Annotated in this window: 14 protein-coding genes; 3 read left to right on the top strand and 11 right to left on the bottom strand. The window is 41.9% G+C overall.

All coding sequences use genetic code 11. The features are described 5' to 3' along the window. Window positions 1-120: 120 nt before the first annotated feature. From H7844_07530 to H7844_07500, 7 genes are all read right to left on the bottom strand, one after another. On the bottom strand, window positions 121-2,346 hold the full coding sequence (locus tag H7844_07530) for an AAA family ATPase (protein ID MEO5357132.1): 2,226 nt from the start codon (window positions 2,344-2,346) through the stop codon (window positions 121-123). Between the two features lie 454 nt (window positions 2,347-2,800). Next, entirely contained in the window at window positions 2,801-3,286 is a 486-nt protein-coding gene (locus H7844_07525; protein ID MEO5357131.1) for a MogA/MoaB family molybdenum cofactor biosynthesis protein, read from the bottom strand. 1 nt (window position 3,287) lies between these two features. Further along, entirely contained in the window at window positions 3,288-3,752 is a 465-nt protein-coding gene (locus tag H7844_07520) for an MOSC domain-containing protein (protein MEO5357130.1), read from the bottom strand. A gap of 63 nt (window positions 3,753-3,815) precedes the next feature. After that, window positions 3,816-4,952, bottom strand: a complete 1,137-nt coding sequence (locus tag H7844_07515; GenBank protein ID MEO5357129.1) for a hypothetical protein — start codon at window positions 4,950-4,952, stop codon at window positions 3,816-3,818. 68 nt (window positions 4,953-5,020) lie between these two features. Further along, on the bottom strand, window positions 5,021-6,088 hold the full coding sequence (locus H7844_07510; protein MEO5357128.1) for a glycosyltransferase family 9 protein: 1,068 nt from the start codon (window positions 6,086-6,088) through the stop codon (window positions 5,021-5,023). 150 nt (window positions 6,089-6,238) lie between these two features. Further along, window positions 6,239-6,439 (bottom strand): hypothetical protein, encoded by a 201-nt coding sequence (locus H7844_07505; GenBank protein ID MEO5357127.1) that lies wholly within the window; start codon window positions 6,437-6,439, stop codon window positions 6,239-6,241. Beyond that, window positions 6,432-7,370, bottom strand: coding sequence for a hypothetical protein (locus H7844_07500; GenBank protein ID MEO5357126.1), 939 nt, complete (start codon window positions 7,368-7,370; stop codon window positions 6,432-6,434). Before H7844_07500 ends, H7844_07505 begins: the two co-directional genes overlap by 8 nt. 604 nt (window positions 7,371-7,974) lie before the next feature. On the opposite strand from H7844_07500, the gene H7844_07495 reads away from it, so the two are divergent. The 3 genes from H7844_07495 to H7844_07485 are packed head-to-tail and all read left to right on the top strand — an operon-like array spanning window position 7,975 to window position 14,172. After that, a complete protein-coding gene (locus H7844_07495) occupies window positions 7,975-11,184 on the top strand; it encodes a hypothetical protein (GenBank protein MEO5357125.1) in 3,210 nt (1,069 codons plus the stop codon). Further along, window positions 11,159-12,085, top strand: a complete 927-nt coding sequence (locus tag H7844_07490) for a hypothetical protein (protein ID MEO5357124.1) — start codon at window positions 11,159-11,161, stop codon at window positions 12,083-12,085. The genes H7844_07495 and H7844_07490 overlap by 26 nt, the downstream gene beginning before the upstream one ends. Before the next feature lie 14 nt (window positions 12,086-12,099). Beyond that, on the top strand, window positions 12,100-14,172 hold the full coding sequence (locus tag H7844_07485; protein ID MEO5357123.1) for an ATP-binding protein: 2,073 nt from the start codon (window positions 12,100-12,102) through the stop codon (window positions 14,170-14,172). 16 nt (window positions 14,173-14,188) lie between these two features. Here the strand turns inward: H7844_07485 and H7844_07480 are convergent, their stop codons facing one another. Genes H7844_07480 through H7844_07465 form a run of 4 tightly spaced genes read right to left on the bottom strand, consistent with a single transcriptional unit; the run spans window position 14,189 to window position 17,641 of the window. Continuing rightward, window positions 14,189-14,887 (bottom strand): diacylglycerol kinase, encoded by a 699-nt coding sequence (locus tag H7844_07480; GenBank protein MEO5357122.1) that lies wholly within the window; start codon window positions 14,885-14,887, stop codon window positions 14,189-14,191. Continuing rightward, the gene (gene ybeY / locus H7844_07475; GenBank protein ID MEO5357121.1) at window positions 14,856-15,212 is read right to left on the bottom strand and encodes an rRNA maturation RNase YbeY; all 357 of its coding nucleotides are present in this window, start codon (window positions 15,210-15,212) and stop codon (window positions 14,856-14,858) included. The genes H7844_07480 and ybeY overlap by 32 nt, the downstream gene beginning before the upstream one ends. Next, the gene (locus H7844_07470) at window positions 15,193-16,755 is read right to left on the bottom strand and encodes an HDIG domain-containing protein (protein ID MEO5357120.1); all 1,563 of its coding nucleotides are present in this window, start codon (window positions 16,753-16,755) and stop codon (window positions 15,193-15,195) included. The genes ybeY and H7844_07470 overlap by 20 nt, the downstream gene beginning before the upstream one ends. After that, a complete protein-coding gene (locus H7844_07465; GenBank protein MEO5357119.1) occupies window positions 16,742-17,641 on the bottom strand; it encodes a PhoH family protein in 900 nt (299 codons plus the stop codon). Before H7844_07465 ends, H7844_07470 begins: the two co-directional genes overlap by 14 nt. Window positions 17,642-17,647: the final 6 nt, after the last annotated feature.

Here is a 17,647-nt window from a genome sequence, read left to right as displayed (position 1 = left end):
TCGTTATCATAAGAAAATGCAGGTATAATAATCAATAAAAAAATAAGGTTGAAAGCAAACACAAAAAAAACATTTCTCATATATTTCTCCTTTCTTTTTTTAAATCGATAAGATTACCAATTACACATTTTCAGGGAAAAAAAATGTAACCTGTTTGAAATATCCTCTAATATAAACAGCATCTATCTTATTCAGGACAATGCCAATGTTTACAACACCAGCTTTTTTTAACATGGAGAGCATCTCGACCAATACTTTTTTTCTTATCTTACCACTTTCAATGACTACTATGACATTACTTAGGGAGAGTGCTGAGGACTTACTTGGCGTAATTAACGCCTCAGTGTCGACTAAGATAAAATTATAATTCTGTTTGAGTTCCTCTAATATCTGTCTAAACTTTTCAGTCTTTACAGGGTATTTTTGACCGTGACAGTCTGTAGTTATATCCAGTCCAGGGATGACGTTCTGATGTATCGTAAGTGTTGTATTAGAAATCGTGCAGCTAATTTTTGACAAACCTGTATTATTTGTCAATCCGAAGTGTTTCTCAATGCTAGGGTTTGACGTGCTGGTATCAACAAGGAGTACTTTGTAATCCATTTCAACCAGTGTCTTACAGAGATTTATTGAGGTGAAGGTCTTTCCTTCACTGCAACATATGCTGGTTACGGAGATGATTTTATCAGGATGGTCTCTGAGTAAAAGCTCGATTGAAGCTGAAACGGTAGCAAAAGCCTCAGAGTCGGAGGTAGTCATTTTTTCAAGGACTCCAAGAAGAGTAAGCGATTTGAGTTTTTTCAGGTCATCCTGAGATTTGATAGTGTCATCCATATATTCTGCGAAGACCGCACTTAAGATGCCAACAAATATTCCTAAAGCGATGGATATAATGAAATTCAAGTAAAGCGATGGGTGTTTATGTGTAGTTATATCATGACATATGGCAGGTTCTACGACTGATATGTTTGAAAGCGCCAAGGATTCCACTATTCCAAGTCTGTCCCTGGATGTCATAAGGGTTGAATACACTGTATTGGCAACTGTGGAGCCTAAATTTAGCGAAGTATTTTTAAAAATCTTTTCGGGTAATGCTTGAAGCTTTTTCTCGTACATATTGATGATGGTCGGATATATCGAGTTCTGTGATTCAAGTGAGGTAAGCTCAAGGTAGTTTTCGAGTAGCTTCTTTTTGTATTCGACAAACAGAGTGTCGGTCGAAAGGTTCCTCTTATCTAAAAGTTTTTCATACTCTTTGTATAAAAGTTCTTTAATCTTAACAAGTTGGTTTTCAAAGTCGATAACCGTGTGGTGTTTTTCTGTATATTTAGATCTTGCTTCGGCAAGGCTTGTGTACAAGGAAGCCATCTTTTGTTTATAAAAAGATATCATTTCGCTTTGGCCAAGTAACACATCTTCCTCTGCCTTTTCTGATACATGATTTAATTTAGCCTCGATTAACCGTATTGCATCCCTTGTCTTTTTTATTGAGACATCGTTTGTTATTTTTGTTTTGTTCCATGTATCGATACTGGATAAAAGTGTGGAGGCCTGTGAATCAAGAGAGACGGCGTTATCACTTTCCTGAAATTCCTTTATTTTTGAAATGCTCATCATATACTGTTCCTTAACTCCGTCTATGTTGGAATCGATGAACTCCTTTGCAGCTTTGTATGATTCTCGGATACGGTTTAACTCACCATCCACGACGGCTTGTGACATAGAGTTGGCTATCGCCATTGCTTCTTCAGGGGAGCTGCCATAGGCAGTTATGGTATATAAATCAGAATCTCCGTACTGATTTATTTTTATATATGGGCGTGGGAATATCTTATTAATAATTGAACGGTTCAATAATTGTTCAGCTCTAATTTTCTTGTGAGTAGAGTTTACGTCTACTCCAAGGAATTTTAGGAAAGGTCTAAAAAAAGGCAACGTCCTTAAAAACCTACCTCTGATCCGTTCTGTCTTAAGGTTTAACTCTTTGATAACTTGTTCAGCGTTCTGTCTCAATTTTGCAAGTTCCAGATAGTCTTCCCTATCTGTTATAGAAAACGTACTGGTATCTGCAGTTACACCCAAAGCTGAGCTTACAAATGTTGATGAAGGTGGTCTTTTTAAAAATATTCGAGCTGCTGAATCATATTGTGTAGGTATAAGTAATGTTAAAATGACTACCGTTATTATAACAGTGAAAGCTACCGCTATAATCAGCGATTTCCTGCGCCATAAAAACTCTATAAACTGTAAAAACTCCATCTGCGTTAGTTCAGTAAGAGAGGGATAACTCCAATTTATATTTTGTACCAAAGAAACAACATGTTTGTATAAATTATCCACTAACACAACAACTGGTGATGTCCCCCTGGTAGTTGAAATCCAAGAAGCCTCCAAACACCTGTTCCTATACTATAGTACCTCTCCAAATTTTGTCAAGTCATTTTTTGTGATATCTCTCCTTAATGCAAATAAGAGTTTTACGATTTCTCTATATCATGTTCTCTATAGTATTGCACCTGTGTTACTCCACTGTTACTCCATGCCTGAACATGCTCACTCCAGAATTGCTGTGCCCATTTGTTCGATTCTCTCTTTGTCTTGTTTGCCATACTGTGCCCCCTCTTTTTTCACACAAGTATGACACCTCTACTTATTTTTTAAAAGATAGGGTTAATTTGACGCTTACGTTTAAAGCCCCCTTTGAAGGGGGTTTGGTGGGTAGAAGTCTCCCTCATAGGAGATTTAGAGCGTCGTGCCATTACTAAAAAAATGCTCGCCACACAGGGTTTCTGAAGCTCCCTTAAGTCCTTGCACAGTCCTCATGGCTACCCTTGATTTTTTCAAGAGCGTGAGGGATAACACCGATTACTACAGCAAGATTTTCTTTAACGGCCCTGGCGCTTCCAGGCAGATTAATTATGAGGGTTTGTTTATAAACACCGGCAACAGCCCGTGAAAGCATTGCCCTATCGGTTATTTTCAGTCCCTCGGCTCTCATCGCCTCCGCCATACCAGCAATCTCTCTGTCTATCACCTCAACAGTAGCATCCGGAGTAACGTCATCAGGAGTTAGACCGGTTCCGCCGGTTGTTATAATTAAATCGGAAATACCCGATAGCTCAATAAGTTTTTCTTTAATTACAGATTTATCATCCGGCACAACTGAATAAGAAATCGTCTCTATGCCGGCTTCTTTAAGAACAGCGCTAACGACAGGGCCGCTTTCATCCACCCTTTGTCCCGCTGCAGCCCTTGTGCTTACTGTCAGTACCGAGGCCTTAAACACATCACTGCCGAGTGCTGCCGCCTAAAGCAGCGTCTATGATAATTTTATCCCCTGCTCTTAGCACTCCTCCCTTTAGTATCTTAACGAAAATCCCCTCTTTAGGCATAACGCAGTCCCCTGCCTGATAGTATATTTCGCAGTGGGCATGGCACTCCTTCCCAATCTGGCTCACCTCCGCCCGGATATCAGGCCCCATGAGCATTACTGTACCGATTTTTAACTCCGGCAGCACTATCCCCTCGGTAGTTATGTTCTCGGCAAAATCTCCGCTGTCAACGTCAAGGCCCAGCTCCTGCATCTTTTTTATGCTCTCTGTGGCCAGAAGGCTTACCTGTCTGTGCCATGCCCCTGAGGCATGGGCATCTCCCTCTATACCATAGTTTTCCTTAATGTGGGCTTCTCTTATTGACTTTTTACGCATCCCCTTATTCGGGCTTATGTTTATTGATATTACCTTGCCTGTCATGATTTAAATATTACCATATCTTGTATATTGAAAGAAATAAGCACCATCTTTTCAGGAAATTACTCAGGTTTTAGTATAGAGGGCTTCCCAACGTGGAAAATTCCTCTGCCAACTGCTTAGGTCCCACATAATGCTGCGGTTAGCCATGCATGAGTCCTTAAGTTGCCTCATGTTGTCGTAAGCATATATGATTTTATCGGCAATTTCAGAAACTGAATTGACCTCAAGAAAAAATACATCTCTGTCTTTTAAAAACTTATACGGCAGCCATGAGCCGTTAATTACAACGCTTCCGCAGTATAGGTGTTCCTGCATGGAGGCGGAAAATGAGTCTGTAATCTGCACATGCACCATCACATCCACAGAGGCCCTTAATGCGGCCAACTCCTGCCCGTATATCATTTTATCAAATATCTTGTACCTGAGGCCGCACTCTTTAACCGCTCTCCTTACCCTCTCAATATAATCCCTGCCGGCACCATAGTGCATAGGAAATATAACATAGGTCTCGGGTGGAAGTTTCCTCCGGTGTTCTTTTAACGTTGAGGCCATCATAGCATGTTGCTGCTCCATTACCCCGTTATGGCCACACGCCACTATAAAGGCATCGTGCGGCAGTTTCAGCTTATTGCGGCTATACCTCAGAGCTTCCTTTCTGTCCTGCAATTCTTTTATATCGGTGACGGTAGTTAGACCAAATCTGAGGATGTCTGACTTACTTAAGTATCTGTTTTCATAGTAGCGTGAGAAATCATCCCGCACACCCTCATTGTTAAAAGTTATAGTATCCGCTCGTTTATAAATTCTTTCCTGGAGTTTTCTTCTATACTTATCAGCCTTGTGAAAGTCCCAGCCCCAGATACTCACGATGATTTTCTTTGCAGCTTTGGATAACTCATCAGGGAAAAAAACGCTGTAGAGGGGGTCGTTGTAATGAACATGGCATATGTCATACTGTCCTTCAAGGGTTTTTAAAAATGTTTTTACGGCTAAAAGAGTTGACAATCCACGTACTTTCTTTATGCCCCATGTGATTTTTTGAACAGTTTCATTTTTAAAAACTGAAACATCCCCGCCGGCTGTTGAAAATATAGCTTCAAAGACATCAAGCACGTCCACCTGATAGCCGGCCTCTGAAAACACCCGCCGTGCATCAACTATATATGTGCTTAGCCGTGATGCTATAAACAGTATCTTCATGTTTAAAATCTCCGCATACTGATTGATTTTAATCCGGCCTGTGCTACAATGTCAACCGTATAACGAGCTCATGACAGATATACTTTGCGGCAATTTATTAATACCTCATCCACGGTAATTTGTCTGATACATGTTTGGTTGTATTTACAAGAGGGTGTGTAGCCAAACTTAGTGCATGGGCTGCATGGGAGATTTTTATTTATAATAGTATGGTTTTTACCTTTGGGGCCCCATTTCTTTTCGATACCTGAGCCAAACAGCGACACTGTGGGAATGTTGAGGGCCACGGCTACATGCAAAAGGCCGGAGTCCGCCGTGATTAAGGCTTTAGCACCTTTCAGCAGCATTGCAGATTCCCTAAGTGTGGTTGTGCCGCAGTAGTTGGCAGCCTGAGGGCAGTGCCGGAGAATTATCCCTGCGTCTTCGGTCTCTGCGGTGCCGCCGAGAATTACTGCATTAAATCCCATTTCAGTGAGTGCTTTTGCCGTAAGGCCGTAATTGGTGCCGCCCCAGCGTCGCTCTTTTACGCTTGCACCTGGAAATATGCATATGTAGTTACCCAGTTTGTGGCTCTCTGGATGTTCCGGGGCATCAAGAAAGGGGGAGTTAACAGGGAATTCGTAACTTTTGCCGGTTATTGCGGCCAGAAGTGTGAGAAAACTCTCCGCCTCATAGTTTTCATGGCTATAGGCAACTTTGTGTGTAAAGAACTTCTCTCTCTCGTTTGTGCTGAAACCGGCCTTGATGTCTGCCCCTATAAAGTATGCCAGTGCTGCCGGCAGCCTGTGCCACTGTTCGGTATCTATGATAATGTTATAACTGTTTTTAAAGCATTCGATTAAATCAGATATTTTGTCATAAAGGTAAACCCTGTTCATGCCGGTATAGATACTAAAGACTCCGGCATTTCTTTTCTCACAAAGAATGTCTGTCTTTAGGCCGGGATATGCCTTTTTAAGTTCCTCAATCATGGGAATTAATAAGACTGCATCTCCAATGCCTCCCGGCCTGATAATAAGCGCCCTTGAAGGGGAGGTGGCAGCTCCGGCTGTTTTTTCAGATGATACAGGCAGCAGGCCGGCAAATCCTCTGCCTATTATGGAATCAATGGTTTTTAAAAATTTTATCTTATTCATTGCTAATTTATGAAAAGGTTAAATAGAAACCTTATACCAAGTTGGTATTAGTGGAGAAGATAACAAAACAACGTTTTCCTGCAGTGACCACAAAACATAAAAGGAGATAAACTCTGTTATCTCCTTTTATTAAAACCACAACGGTTACGATTATAAAATCTCTGCTCCCACTACCTGATGGGAGACCATACTCCAAACTCTGTCGCGTTTTAGACGCACCTCATCAATTAGTACCCCACGTTCTCTCTCGGCTGCTTCAGCAGCAACTCTCGCTAAAAAATCGGACGGCTCAGCTTTACGACAAAGCCTCTCGGTCGTGCTGGCGATCTTTGCGATTGTTTCCTCATCCATGATTCACCTCACCTAAATTATGAGTGTATTGGTCAAACTCCCAAAAATCTGAATTTGAATTGCCCTCACTCAAGTCTATTTCTTCACTTTTTATATACAACATATCTCTGATTCTCGCATAAACCAAATCTTTCTCTATTCCACCTGATGTAGTATCTATAACTATCTCAGCAAAAACCTTCCTCTCTCTGTATTGATTATAAGTACCTACTTCCATAACCCAAATAAAATGAGGCATTGACAAATTTAAAATAATATCAACTGAATTGTCAAGATATTTTTTTAATTCAAGACATTTTCGCGCATACCGCAGTTTCATCTTTTTGAAGGATGAACTTGTGGTCATAAATAAACGTGTGATTAACGGCTTCTCCGTGTTTTTTATTATTTCTTTAAATTCATCAGTACCAAGGTAATTAAATGCCCTTTCTCTGGCTTTTTCTACAGGTAAAAATGCTTTTTCCGGAAGGGGACAAACTGCTATAGCTATGTGATCTATTGTGTAACCTGGAGTATACTTAGCTCCATAATTATCAAGATCACATTGATATCCTAATAGCTGATATGGAAAAAAATTATCATCACAAACAATGTATTGCTTTACAAAAAAAGAACTATCTAAAAAAACCTCTTTTGTTTTTATATCAGCAGGAATATCCTTATATTCCAATGTATGTCCAATAATGCAGACAACATGTCCTCCAAAGCTGGCAAGTGCAGGGATACCTGATTCAATATAGGAGTAGAGATTTTCGTGTTCCTTTTTGATTGGACCATCTTTGTCTTTTAATGAAATAATAAGTGGATAAGTACCAAATTCTGTTAAAATCCTACTGTAATCTGCATAATTCATCCCACGATATGGGAAAATACGTCCATTGTTTGTGTCAGTCATTCTGACAAAATCGAATGGATACAGTTCCTTATACATAGTAAAACATTCTGAAAGATACCTGCATATACTCCAAAGGGCTGAATGTGCGCACACATTCACGTCACTATCCTGCGAAGTGTAGGGAAAACCTTCAACATGAAATTTCTTGCCGTTAATATGAGTTTTAAATGATGTGGTAAGGCAATAAAAATTATTATCAGACGATTGTCTTATTTTGGAAGGGTCTATCACTGTTCTTCCTATACACCGCTCAGTAATAGGGCGTATTACACTGTAACCTATGTAATAATTATCATAATTGTCGCTAAACAATAGACTCGTTTCTGTAGTTATATCGCAAGCAAAAAAATGTAAACGGCAAACATCCATGGAATGGTTAAAAAATTTTTTTGAGTAAAAATTACTATAAAGATTTCTGAAATCTTTGCAAATATAATGTGGCTCTAAAATTATGCTTTTTACATAAGGATATAATGTTGAAAAAAGACAGTCATAACCCCAGTCACTGAGTGATTTACACTCTTCTTTCATTTCTTTCCAACCAGGTTCAGGATTGCTTAAGTCTATATGGAATAGTTTTAATTTGTTAGGCACATAACCCATTCAATATGGTACGATATACATTGCAGTAACGTCAAGCATGAAATTATCAGAAATGGTGCCGTTACAGTATCAATATGATAAATATTTTGTTATTATATTAGATAAGGTATTTTTAATTTTAAATAGGGAGATGGAAAAGAAAAATATGATAAAAGAAGTTGATGTGCCGGCTAAAAAATATGAGGGAGCATCATATGCGGTCAAAGTAGTGCGCACGGCGCCTATGTTTGGTCAGAAACAGAGGAATTTCACCGAGCTGATTCCGCATCCGTTAATCCCGCGCATTTCCGTGATGTGGGCTTTTCTTGAAAGTTATATGAAAAAAACTGCTGACGTGTTCAGGATTTACCCTGAGACTACCACTATTTTGGAGCAGCGTATTGCTGATTTAAAGGGGGCTTTTAAACTCCAGGCGGAGGGAAAAATCGTTGATGCCGACCTGGTTGGAACCTTCCACATTATGGTTAATTATCTTGTTAAGTACTCGCTTGTCAGTGAACCGTTAACCATTGATCAGCGGGAGGAACTGTTTAACAATCTTCAAAAAGTCCGGGCTCTGCTCTCTAACGCTCACGGCACAACCCCTGCCGTAATAGCTGTTGATAAAACTGACAGGTATGTGGCCGACCTTATGTTTATGCTTGCCGAGAGTGTTACAAAGGCAATATCCGACATGTCGGACAAATCGTGGATAGAGTGCAACTCCGTGTTGGTGTCAGTCTTAAACGTTTACAGAAACAGAATGGGGAAACTCCTTGAGGGTTTCCACGTTTTTATAAATTCATCGGAGCTTGGCGGCGCTACAACTCCATCCTTTCACGCCCACGCCATGAGCCAAAGGAAAGACTCCGGTACAGCCTCTCTGCCGGATGAAAATCCCCTTGACGACACCATTGTTACAAAGAAACACTTTGAACGCCTCGGGCAGAAAACACTGGATGGAAAGTACATTGTGGAAACACTTCAGGAGTTAGCCCTTGAAAACTTCCTTGCCTTAGAAGAGGCTATGCAAAGCGGAATGGAATCTCTGGCCACAGAGCGTTTAAACGACCCAGGTTACATTGATGAGGAGGAGTTTAAGAGGTTTCTAAAATCCATGAGCATAGTTTCAGAAAAAATCCTTGAAAGTAAAGAGTACAATTTTGACGACTTTTTGGATGATGTACAAAAGCGCGGTATTTTACCCATTTTGGAAAAGTACAGCGTGCTTCTTAGTGATAAGGGGCGGCTTTCCGACAGGCGGAGGGCTGTTGAGTTTTGCTCTTATATGAAAGACCTCAGGGTGCGTTTAAGGTACTGGCTCAGGTATTCAAATAAGGTGGCGGTGTCGCCGGCCTCAGAAATATTTGGCTGCGCTATTATGAGAAAATTAATAGAAAGAGGTGTTGCAGAGAAAATCAACGAGGCCATAGTAACCGGAGTCCCGAAAGACCTCTCTATAAAGTTTGAGGTTATAGATTACTTCAGTTTCAGTAAAACCCGGCATGTAGTCCCGTCCTTTACCTTCATCGCCGACCCTGAGGTATGGTCTATGTATGGTAAGCCTATTATGAAAATAGCCGAGGAGAGCCTCAACAGCCAGTGGGAGAAGATATATTACCTGACGGAGGCATGTGTGCGTATAGTGGAAGATGCCACTGCCGAGAGTGATATTTTGCAGAAACTGGATGATTTAATAGGAATATCTGCGGTGTTGGAAGAAATGGCACAACTTGGGGTTGCTTTTGAGCCGACCCCCGACAGTATGTTGTATTGCTACGGTGAGGACGGCAGTAAGGATATCGTGGCAACAACACGCAATTACCTCCGGTACTTTGTCCGCTGTTTTGCTTTTGCAAGGAAAAAGAAAATCCTGCTCTTGCCTGGGCTCTGTCCCAGAACTACCATAATTGAGTTAAAAGAATACGATGGAGCATTCAAACAAGCCGTATATGTCTCTCCAATAGGGGTATATACAGCCGTCACAGACTTAAAGCAGTTTGAACGGTTCTTTGGCCCTATCAGCCTGTTGCGGGAGGCCAATGCACGCTTTGAAATAATCGGAGAGGGCGACGATAAATTCGTAATTCAAAAAACCGGTGGCGAATGCCGTACTAAGGGGCGCCCCATATTTCACAGAGATAAAAGGGAGCACCTCAGAAGCCGCCCAAGAATGTATGAGGAGCCGATAGTTGAAGCTATCAGTGAAACAATAAAAAAGTACGTGCTTACCCCTGAAAATCTGGGCAACATCAGTGCTCTGTATTTTCAGTTCTACATGCGGGACTATTTAACCACTGAGCATACCGGCCAATCCGGTATATCGTGGAAAACGGCTGCAGAGGTACTGCTGTGTTGTGAGCCGGAAATTTACGACCTTAAGAAAACTCAAAACATCGAAAACATTATCATGGAGGGTTTCTCTAAGAGCATACACGCTAAAATGGAAACCGACAGGGCGTACAATTTAATAAAAATCATACGGGAAGCACGACAGTATGCTATCAGAAAGATGCTGACTGTACATAAACGAAGCGACAGACTGAAAAAACAAATAGAAGAGGGTGATTTCATGGCTAACTATGAAAGGGTCGGAAAGGCCATTGAAATATGCAAAGCCGATGAGCGTTTTGTAAGTTTACTAAACGCCCTCGACCTTCCTCAAAACGAACGAAGTAAAGAACATATACTGTATATTTTCGGCATAAGGCTCACGGAACGCAGTGAACTTCTGAGAAATAAAACCGATGATTCGCATCGTATGCAGCTTATAAGGGACAACCTCAGCACGGTGTCATATTTTAAGTTGGCAGCCCTTATAGTTAATACCTCACTTGGCCTGGTTAAGGCCCAAATCAGAGAACACTTCTCTGAAAGCGGGGACAACGGTGAACTCCTCAGAGACCTTAACAACTCAGAGTACCTGATGGTTGAGCTTATATCCAGAATCATATATAAGTACATAGGACAGTCCCATAAACGTTGCTCCGACTGTGCCGAATCACTACAGCACTGTGATGCAACGCATCACTTTTTTAAGGCACTACTTGTTCACATTGGGGATGAGTTAAAACAAAAGAGCTTCCAGACAGAGGAGCACTGGAAAGTCCTGGGGTCAAAACCCACACAAGGACACACCGGTTTAATAGAAAAATGTCTGCTGCCCCCTGAACTGATACGCACGTGTATGATGGATTACGAAAAACATGGCGCTATCGTAAGCACCCTGGCAGATATCATGGATGCACAACTTCAGAGGAAGGATTGAGCCGCTTAAAAGGCAGTCGCTTAAACAGATGAAACGTGTATTATTAACTTTGATAATAATCGCCGCATTCGGTACCGGAGCCCTGTTTGCCAATGATGTGCTTGTGTTAGGGGACAGACGGATTGCCCCTGTCAGCGAGGTAATCAACAAGATAAGCGAGACACTGCACGGAAAGGTGACTGTCTATACACACCAATGCAGCCCATCTGAACTTGAAAAAATCGTGGCGGATGAGAAATCAAAAGTGGTAGCCGTTGTAGGTGTTGACTTCCTGACGGCGGCCCTGTCACTTCCAAAAACAATACCCATAGTCTATAGCCTCTTAATTAAACCGGTAACAACTGACAGGCAAAACGTTACCGGTGTGTATATGGAGACCCCTCTGGATACCTACTATTCTCTCTTCAGAAAATACTTTCCGGAGATTGTAAAAATAGGAGTTATAGATAATGAGGGGCTCTCTATTGTTAACCTTGCAAACTACCACTCACAGAGTGTTAAGACTATCAAAGCGGCTAATTCCTACGACTTATTACAATCTTTGGAGGTTAACGCCGCAGACATTAATGCCATCATTTTAGTGCCAAACAAAGTCTTTCTGGCCCCAACCGTTTTTGAGCAAATATACCTGTACTCATTCAGATATAAAAAACCGGTAATCGGTATATCTGAAAAACACGTCAGGGCCGGGTCACTGTTTGCGGTTGTTTTTAATCTGCCCTCGGTTGCAACACAAACGGGAGATATGCTAAAGACAGTGCTTGAGACAGGCACAGCCGCCAATATACCACACAGTCCGCCGGCTGCTTATGACATATACATCAACATGAACACCTCAAGGAAAATGGGTATAAAAATTCCTCAAAAACTTATTGATGAGGCTGCGAGGGTATTAGAGTGAATATATCCGCCGGCATGAAAAGGCTTTTGAGCAGGATTTTTCTGTCTTTTAAGGTTAAAACCCTTGCCTTGACGCTGCCTATATTAATAATAGTTTCGGCTGTCTATACATATGAGTCCATAACGACTGAGCAGGCAATGATGAAACAGGAGCTGTTAAGCAGAGCAACCGAGATAACATCCCTTACTGCAAAAAACAGCGAGCTTGCAATCCTCTCTGAAAACACAGTGTTTCTGCGTAAAACAGCAGCATCCATAAATGAATTACATGCCGTCAAAGAAGCCACCTTATATGATAAAGATTGGAGATCGTTGATTTACACAGGAGACAAGGCTATTGCAGCAGCCGTCTCTCTGTCTGTTAAACAGCCTGTCAGTTATAAAGATGCAAAAGACGCAATGTACTTTTTTGCGCCGGTATTCACTGTAACAAACCCCGATAGTGACCCCGGCGGCTTTAATGACACACTTACACATCAAATGCCTTTCACTAAACACATAGGCTGGGTGGCGATAGCATTCTCAAAACAGCCTATTGTTGCAGCACAGAGGCAAAATCTTCTCAAGAGGATTACCCTTGGCATGGTCTTTGCCGCCATCAGCAGTATTTTGATTTTTATATTTATCAGTATAGTGACAAAGCCGTTAAAAAAGGTTTTTGAAGCCGTAAAACGGTTTCAGGATGGACAGTATGAGGAGATAGTAGCAGGGTCGGAGGATGAAATAGGAGTTCTTGCCTCAGAATTTAACAGGATGAGCAGAGTCATAAGAGAAAGAGAGCAGGCAATAATTAACAAGGCCAGACTTTCTGAAATGTCGGCCAACATCAGCAACACTATAACACACAGTACTCATATTGGACATATGCTCAGGCAATGTATTGAGATACCCCGCATCTACATAGACAATGTGGTAGTTTCAATCCTTATAATGGATACTGATGAGCAGCAAGGTATTGGTGAGTTTTACACCGACGCCTCCGGATATAACACGAACATATTAATGGAAAAAATAGACATCAAGGCACTTTCAGAAAACTCTACCGCTGCTTTGTATAGCGACATGAATGACTGCACCTTTATAAACAGGCAATGGGCTTCAGGGCAAGACATAAAATCACTGGCTGTTTTTCCTCTGTCGCTGGATATGAAGCATCTCGGAGTGTTTTCCATCCTCTTTCATTTCTCCATTTCGGATGAGGTATATAAAACACTTTTTTCTGTAGCAAATGCCCTGTCTTTGGGCATAGAGTATAAACTTAACGAAAAGAGGCTCCGGCAAAAAACCAGTCAACTGGAGGAGTTTAACATAAACCTGGAGGGAAGGGTACAAGAGGAAATTCAAAAGAGCCGCCGCCAGGAACAGCTCCTCATCCAGCAGTCTAAGTTTGTCTCCATGGGGGAGATGGTGGTTGCGATAGCCCATCAGTGGAGGCAGCCCTTAAACGCTATAGGAGTACTTGTTCAGGAGGTAAGGGATGCACAGAAATACGGTGAACTGACGGGGGCCTACTTCGACGGAGTTATCAAAAATGTAATGGAGCAGTTGGAGTTTATGTCAAAAACCATAGATAATTTCAGAAACTTTTTTAAGCCTTCTAAAGAAAAAGTCATATTTAATATCAGTGACACAGTTTTTGAGGCATATTCACTCATCTCCGCTCAATTGCAACACAACAGAATACACATAGAGATGGACATAGCTGATAATGAATCTCTGAATACAACCGGCTACAGAAACGAGTTTATCCAGGTGCTTATCAACATAATGATAAATGCAAGGGATGCCGTTGCTGAGGCAAGAGATGCCGGAAAACTTAATAATGATGCCGGAACAATTTCTATCCTGTGCCGGAGACAGGAAAACACCATAGTGATAGCGATAGAGGATGACGCCACAGGGATTGGAGACGGCCTTGAGGGGAAGATTTTTGAGCCGTTTTTTACTACAAAGGGGTTTATAAAGGGAACCGGCATTGGGCTCTATATGTCTAAGATGATTATAGAAAATAACATGGGAGGCAGGCTCTATGCTGAAAATACAGAAAAAGGAGCAAGATTTGTTATTGAATTAGAGAGCGTGAATTGAGCGCATGAAAGCATCATTAAGCAAAAAAGATGAAAAGCCCATAAGTCAGCAAAGAGCCGATAAGAGCTCCGATAAAAACCTCCCATTTCGTGTGTGCCCTGACGGCGACTCTGCTCTGTGCTATCATGAGGGCGGCAAGCAGGGCAAACCCGCAGGCAAGGAGGTTTTTGGTTATAAGTGTGATGGACACCCAGATGGAAAATGAAACTGCGGCGTGCCCACTTGGCATTCCCCCTCTAAGCGGATGTCCACTCTTAGTAAAAGCTTTAATTATGACAACCAGTATGATAACAATAATCAGAGAAAGCACGGCAATATCGTTCCCACCGTGGGATGCAATGACAAGTCCACTGTTAAAAAATGTGACAAGGTATGGAAACAGGATAATATAGCCTATAACAGAGGCTCCAACTGCGGCAGTAAGCACCGCCCCTGCGGCAACGTCCTTTGCCACCCTTGCAAAGTTGTTAATTTCCGGTGACAGCAGATTCACTGTAGCCTCTATGCTTGTATTTATCAGCTCAAGTGCAATAACAAGCATGATTGTAACTGAGATAATCAAAAACTCTGTCTTTGTTATACCAAGGACGTAACAAAAAAGCAGTACTATGGCGGCTACATAGAGGTGATAACGCAGGTGGCGTTGTGTTTTAGCCGCTTCCAGGATGCCCTCTATGGCATTATTAGCACTCTCCACCCATTTTCTTAACGGCACTAAGTACTTCCTCTTCTTTTTTAAGCATTTTTGCCGCCTGCCGCGGGCCTCTCTCATGGTCCAGGCCAATCAGATGTAAAAGCCCGTGGATTAAAAGCCGATCTATATGGTTCTGTTGAGCCTCAAGCGATGGATGTTCAATATTGACAACAATATCGCCCAGCAGGTAATCTCTGTCATCATGAGGCAGCTCCTTTAAAGAATTATACTGTGGAAAAGACAACACATCGGTAGCCGTATTTTCAGCCCTGTATCGGTTATTCATAGTTTTCATCTTACGGCTGCCGATAAACAAGACGTCCAGTTCAGCTCTTTTTAAATTCAAGTACCTTAGCGCCAGTGTGAGACGACGTTTTATCGCTGCCGTGTCTGTCTTTATCTTTTTGCTGAGATTCCTTATCGAGACCCTTATCTCTGTCCCCCTCCCCCGGTGGTTTTAGTTTATTAAAATCAAACCCGGGATACTCTATTCTCTTGTGAAGGATACCCAGAAGGATATATGTAAAACGCTCTTTAATGGTGTTAATATCTTTAAGAGTCAGGTCGCACTCATTCAACTGTCCATCCAGCAGGACATTATTTATGATTTTCTCGACAAGCCCGGAAACCCTTGCAGGGGTAGGTTCCTTGATTACCCTTGAGGCCGCCTCCACGGCGTCGGCAATCATAACAAGGGCGGCAACACGGGTTTGAGGCTTAGGCCCCGGATACCTGTAATCCTCCTCATTAGGAGCATCAGCCTGCTCCTCCTTTGCTTTCTGGTAAAAATACGTTATTATGTTGGTACCGTGGTGCTGCGTTATAATATCCTTGACCGGCTCGGGGAGCTTATACTCATCCGCCAGCTCAAGCCCCTCCTTGACATGTGATATGAGTATCATGCTGCTCATATGCGGAGTGAGTTTTTCGTGTTTATTTATGGCGCTTGATTGATTTTCTATAAAGTAGTCCGGCATCTTTATTTTGCCTATATCATGATAATAGGCGGTAACGCGGGCAAGCAGCGGATTGACTCCAATGTGCTCTGAGGCCGCCTCAACAAGGTTTCCCACTATTACGCTGTGGTGGTACGTGCCGGGGGCATTTATCATAAGGTTTTTCATAAGCGGCTGATTTAAATCCAGAAGCTCTATTAATGTAATGTCTGTTGTAACCTTAAATAAATATTCAAGGGTTGGCAAAACAATTGAGACATAGGCAGATATGGTAATGCCGGTGGTAGCGGCAAAAATCAGACAGTGAAGAGACTGAAGCATATCGCTGCCTGCACTGAAAAAATTTATAATTGCAGCCGATACGATGTTTACACCGCTTATGTAGAGTCCGCCAAGCAATAAGTCTGTGCGTTTTTTGCACCTTATAACGCTAAATGCAGCAATTATGCTGCCTGTAAACACATAGAAGGTGAAGTACGGGTCGTGCTGCCAAATGCCGGAGATTATGCTTATTATGAAAGCAAAAATTATGGCCGTATGGGAGTCAAAAAGCAGCGCTACCAGCATAGCACCTGAATGCACAGGTATCCCGTATGTCACCGACTTCAGATCAGGTATGCCAAAGCCTTTACCGAAGGTAAAAAGCACATACTCAGCGGTTACAGCAACAACCATGGTTGTAAAAAACATTATCCCCAGCAATACAAGCATCTTTCGCTGCTTTAAATATGACGGCTTATAACGGAAGATGTCCATAAACATTATTGAAAGACAAATTGCAGATATCAGAAAAATCCCTATAAAATACTCTGCAATGCGCGCTTTGGTTATCGCAAGGGAAATAAGTAAGGACAACAAAACAACAAACATTAAATTAATGCTGTTAGTTTTATTCCAAAAGACCTTTTTACATTTTAAGCTAACGCTTTTCATGTTTTTCATATGCTTTTATGATTTCCTTTACAAGTTTGTGTCTGACCACATCCTTTTCGCTGAAATAAATAAATTCAATTCCATCAATTCCTCGCAAAACGCCCTCTATCTCAACCAGCCCCGAGATCCTCTCCTGAGGTAAGTCCACCTGAGTAATATCGCCGGTGATAACCGTCTTTGACTCAGGCCCGAGCCTTGTCAGATACATTTTCATCTGTTCAGATGTCGTATTTTGTGCCTCATCCAGTATAACAAAAGCATCTCTGAGAGTTCTGCCTCTCATATAAGCAAGCGGCGCAATTTCCAGCACTCCTCTTTCAACAAGCAAGGATACCCTGTCAGCGTCCATCATGTCAAACAGTGCATCATAGAGGGGTCTCAGGTAGGGATTAACCTTGTCGTGTATATCCCCCGGGAGAAACCCAAGCTTCTCGCCGGCCTCCACAGCCGGCCGTGCCAGTATTATTCTGGTGACTTCCTTTTTCAGATAGGCGGTTACCGCCATTGCCACGGCCAGGTAGGTCTTGCCGGTACCGGCAGGTCCAATTCCCACCACTATATCGCTTTGCCTGATTGCCTCCACGTATTTTCTCTGGGTCTCGGTTTTGGGAATTACATATTTTAATTTAGATGCTACAGGAATTGCTATGTTTTTCAAGTTGCCGCCGGCGTTTAAATTCATTATAGCCTCTATTATATCATTTGTTTTCAAGTGATGTCCCTGACGTTTTATATCATAAATATCATGTACGATTTTTTCAGCCATCTTTACTTTTTCATCATCACCGTCAATGATGACCATATTACCTCTGAGGCTTATTACAACACCCAGAGTATCTTCTATCAATTTAAAAGCTCCTGAAACCGACCCATTTAATATATTCATGTCTTT

This window comes from Nitrospirae bacterium YQR-1, from assembly GCA_039908095.1.
In the GTDB taxonomy this organism is placed as follows: Bacteria; Nitrospirota; Thermodesulfovibrionia; order Thermodesulfovibrionales; family Magnetobacteriaceae; genus Magnetomonas.
The sequence above is the reverse complement of the archived record's forward strand: the minus strand, read 5'-3'. Positions and strand labels throughout refer to the sequence as shown.

Bases quoted from the DNA above. Each gene is read 5' to 3' on its own strand.
- H7844_07465 (MEO5357119.1), bottom strand. From the start codon at position 17,641: ATGAATATATTAAATGGGTCGGTTTCAGGAGCTTTTAAATTGATAGAA.
- H7844_07520 (MEO5357130.1), bottom strand. From the start codon at position 3,752: ATGACAGGCAAGGTAATATCAATAAACATAAGCCCGAATAAGGGGATG.
- H7844_07505 (MEO5357127.1), bottom strand. From the start codon at position 6,439: ATGGATGAGGAAACAATCGCAAAGATCGCCAGCACGACCGAGAGGCTT.
- H7844_07490 (MEO5357124.1), top strand. From the start codon at position 11,159: ATGCACAACTTCAGAGGAAGGATTGAGCCGCTTAAAAGGCAGTCGCTT.
- H7844_07510 (MEO5357128.1), bottom strand. From the start codon at position 6,088: ATGAATAAGATAAAATTTTTAAAAACCATTGATTCCATAATAGGCAGA.
- H7844_07470 (MEO5357120.1), bottom strand. From the start codon at position 16,755: ATGAAAAGCGTTAGCTTAAAATGTAAAAAGGTCTTTTGGAATAAAACT.
- H7844_07495 (MEO5357125.1), top strand. From the start codon at position 7,975: ATGAAATTATCAGAAATGGTGCCGTTACAGTATCAATATGATAAATAT.
- H7844_07515 (MEO5357129.1), bottom strand. From the start codon at position 4,952: ATGAAGATACTGTTTATAGCATCACGGCTAAGCACATATATAGTTGAT.
- H7844_07500 (MEO5357126.1), bottom strand. From the start codon at position 7,370: ATGTATAAGGAACTGTATCCATTCGATTTTGTCAGAATGACTGACACA.
- H7844_07485 (MEO5357123.1), top strand. From the start codon at position 12,100: ATGAAAAGGCTTTTGAGCAGGATTTTTCTGTCTTTTAAGGTTAAAACC.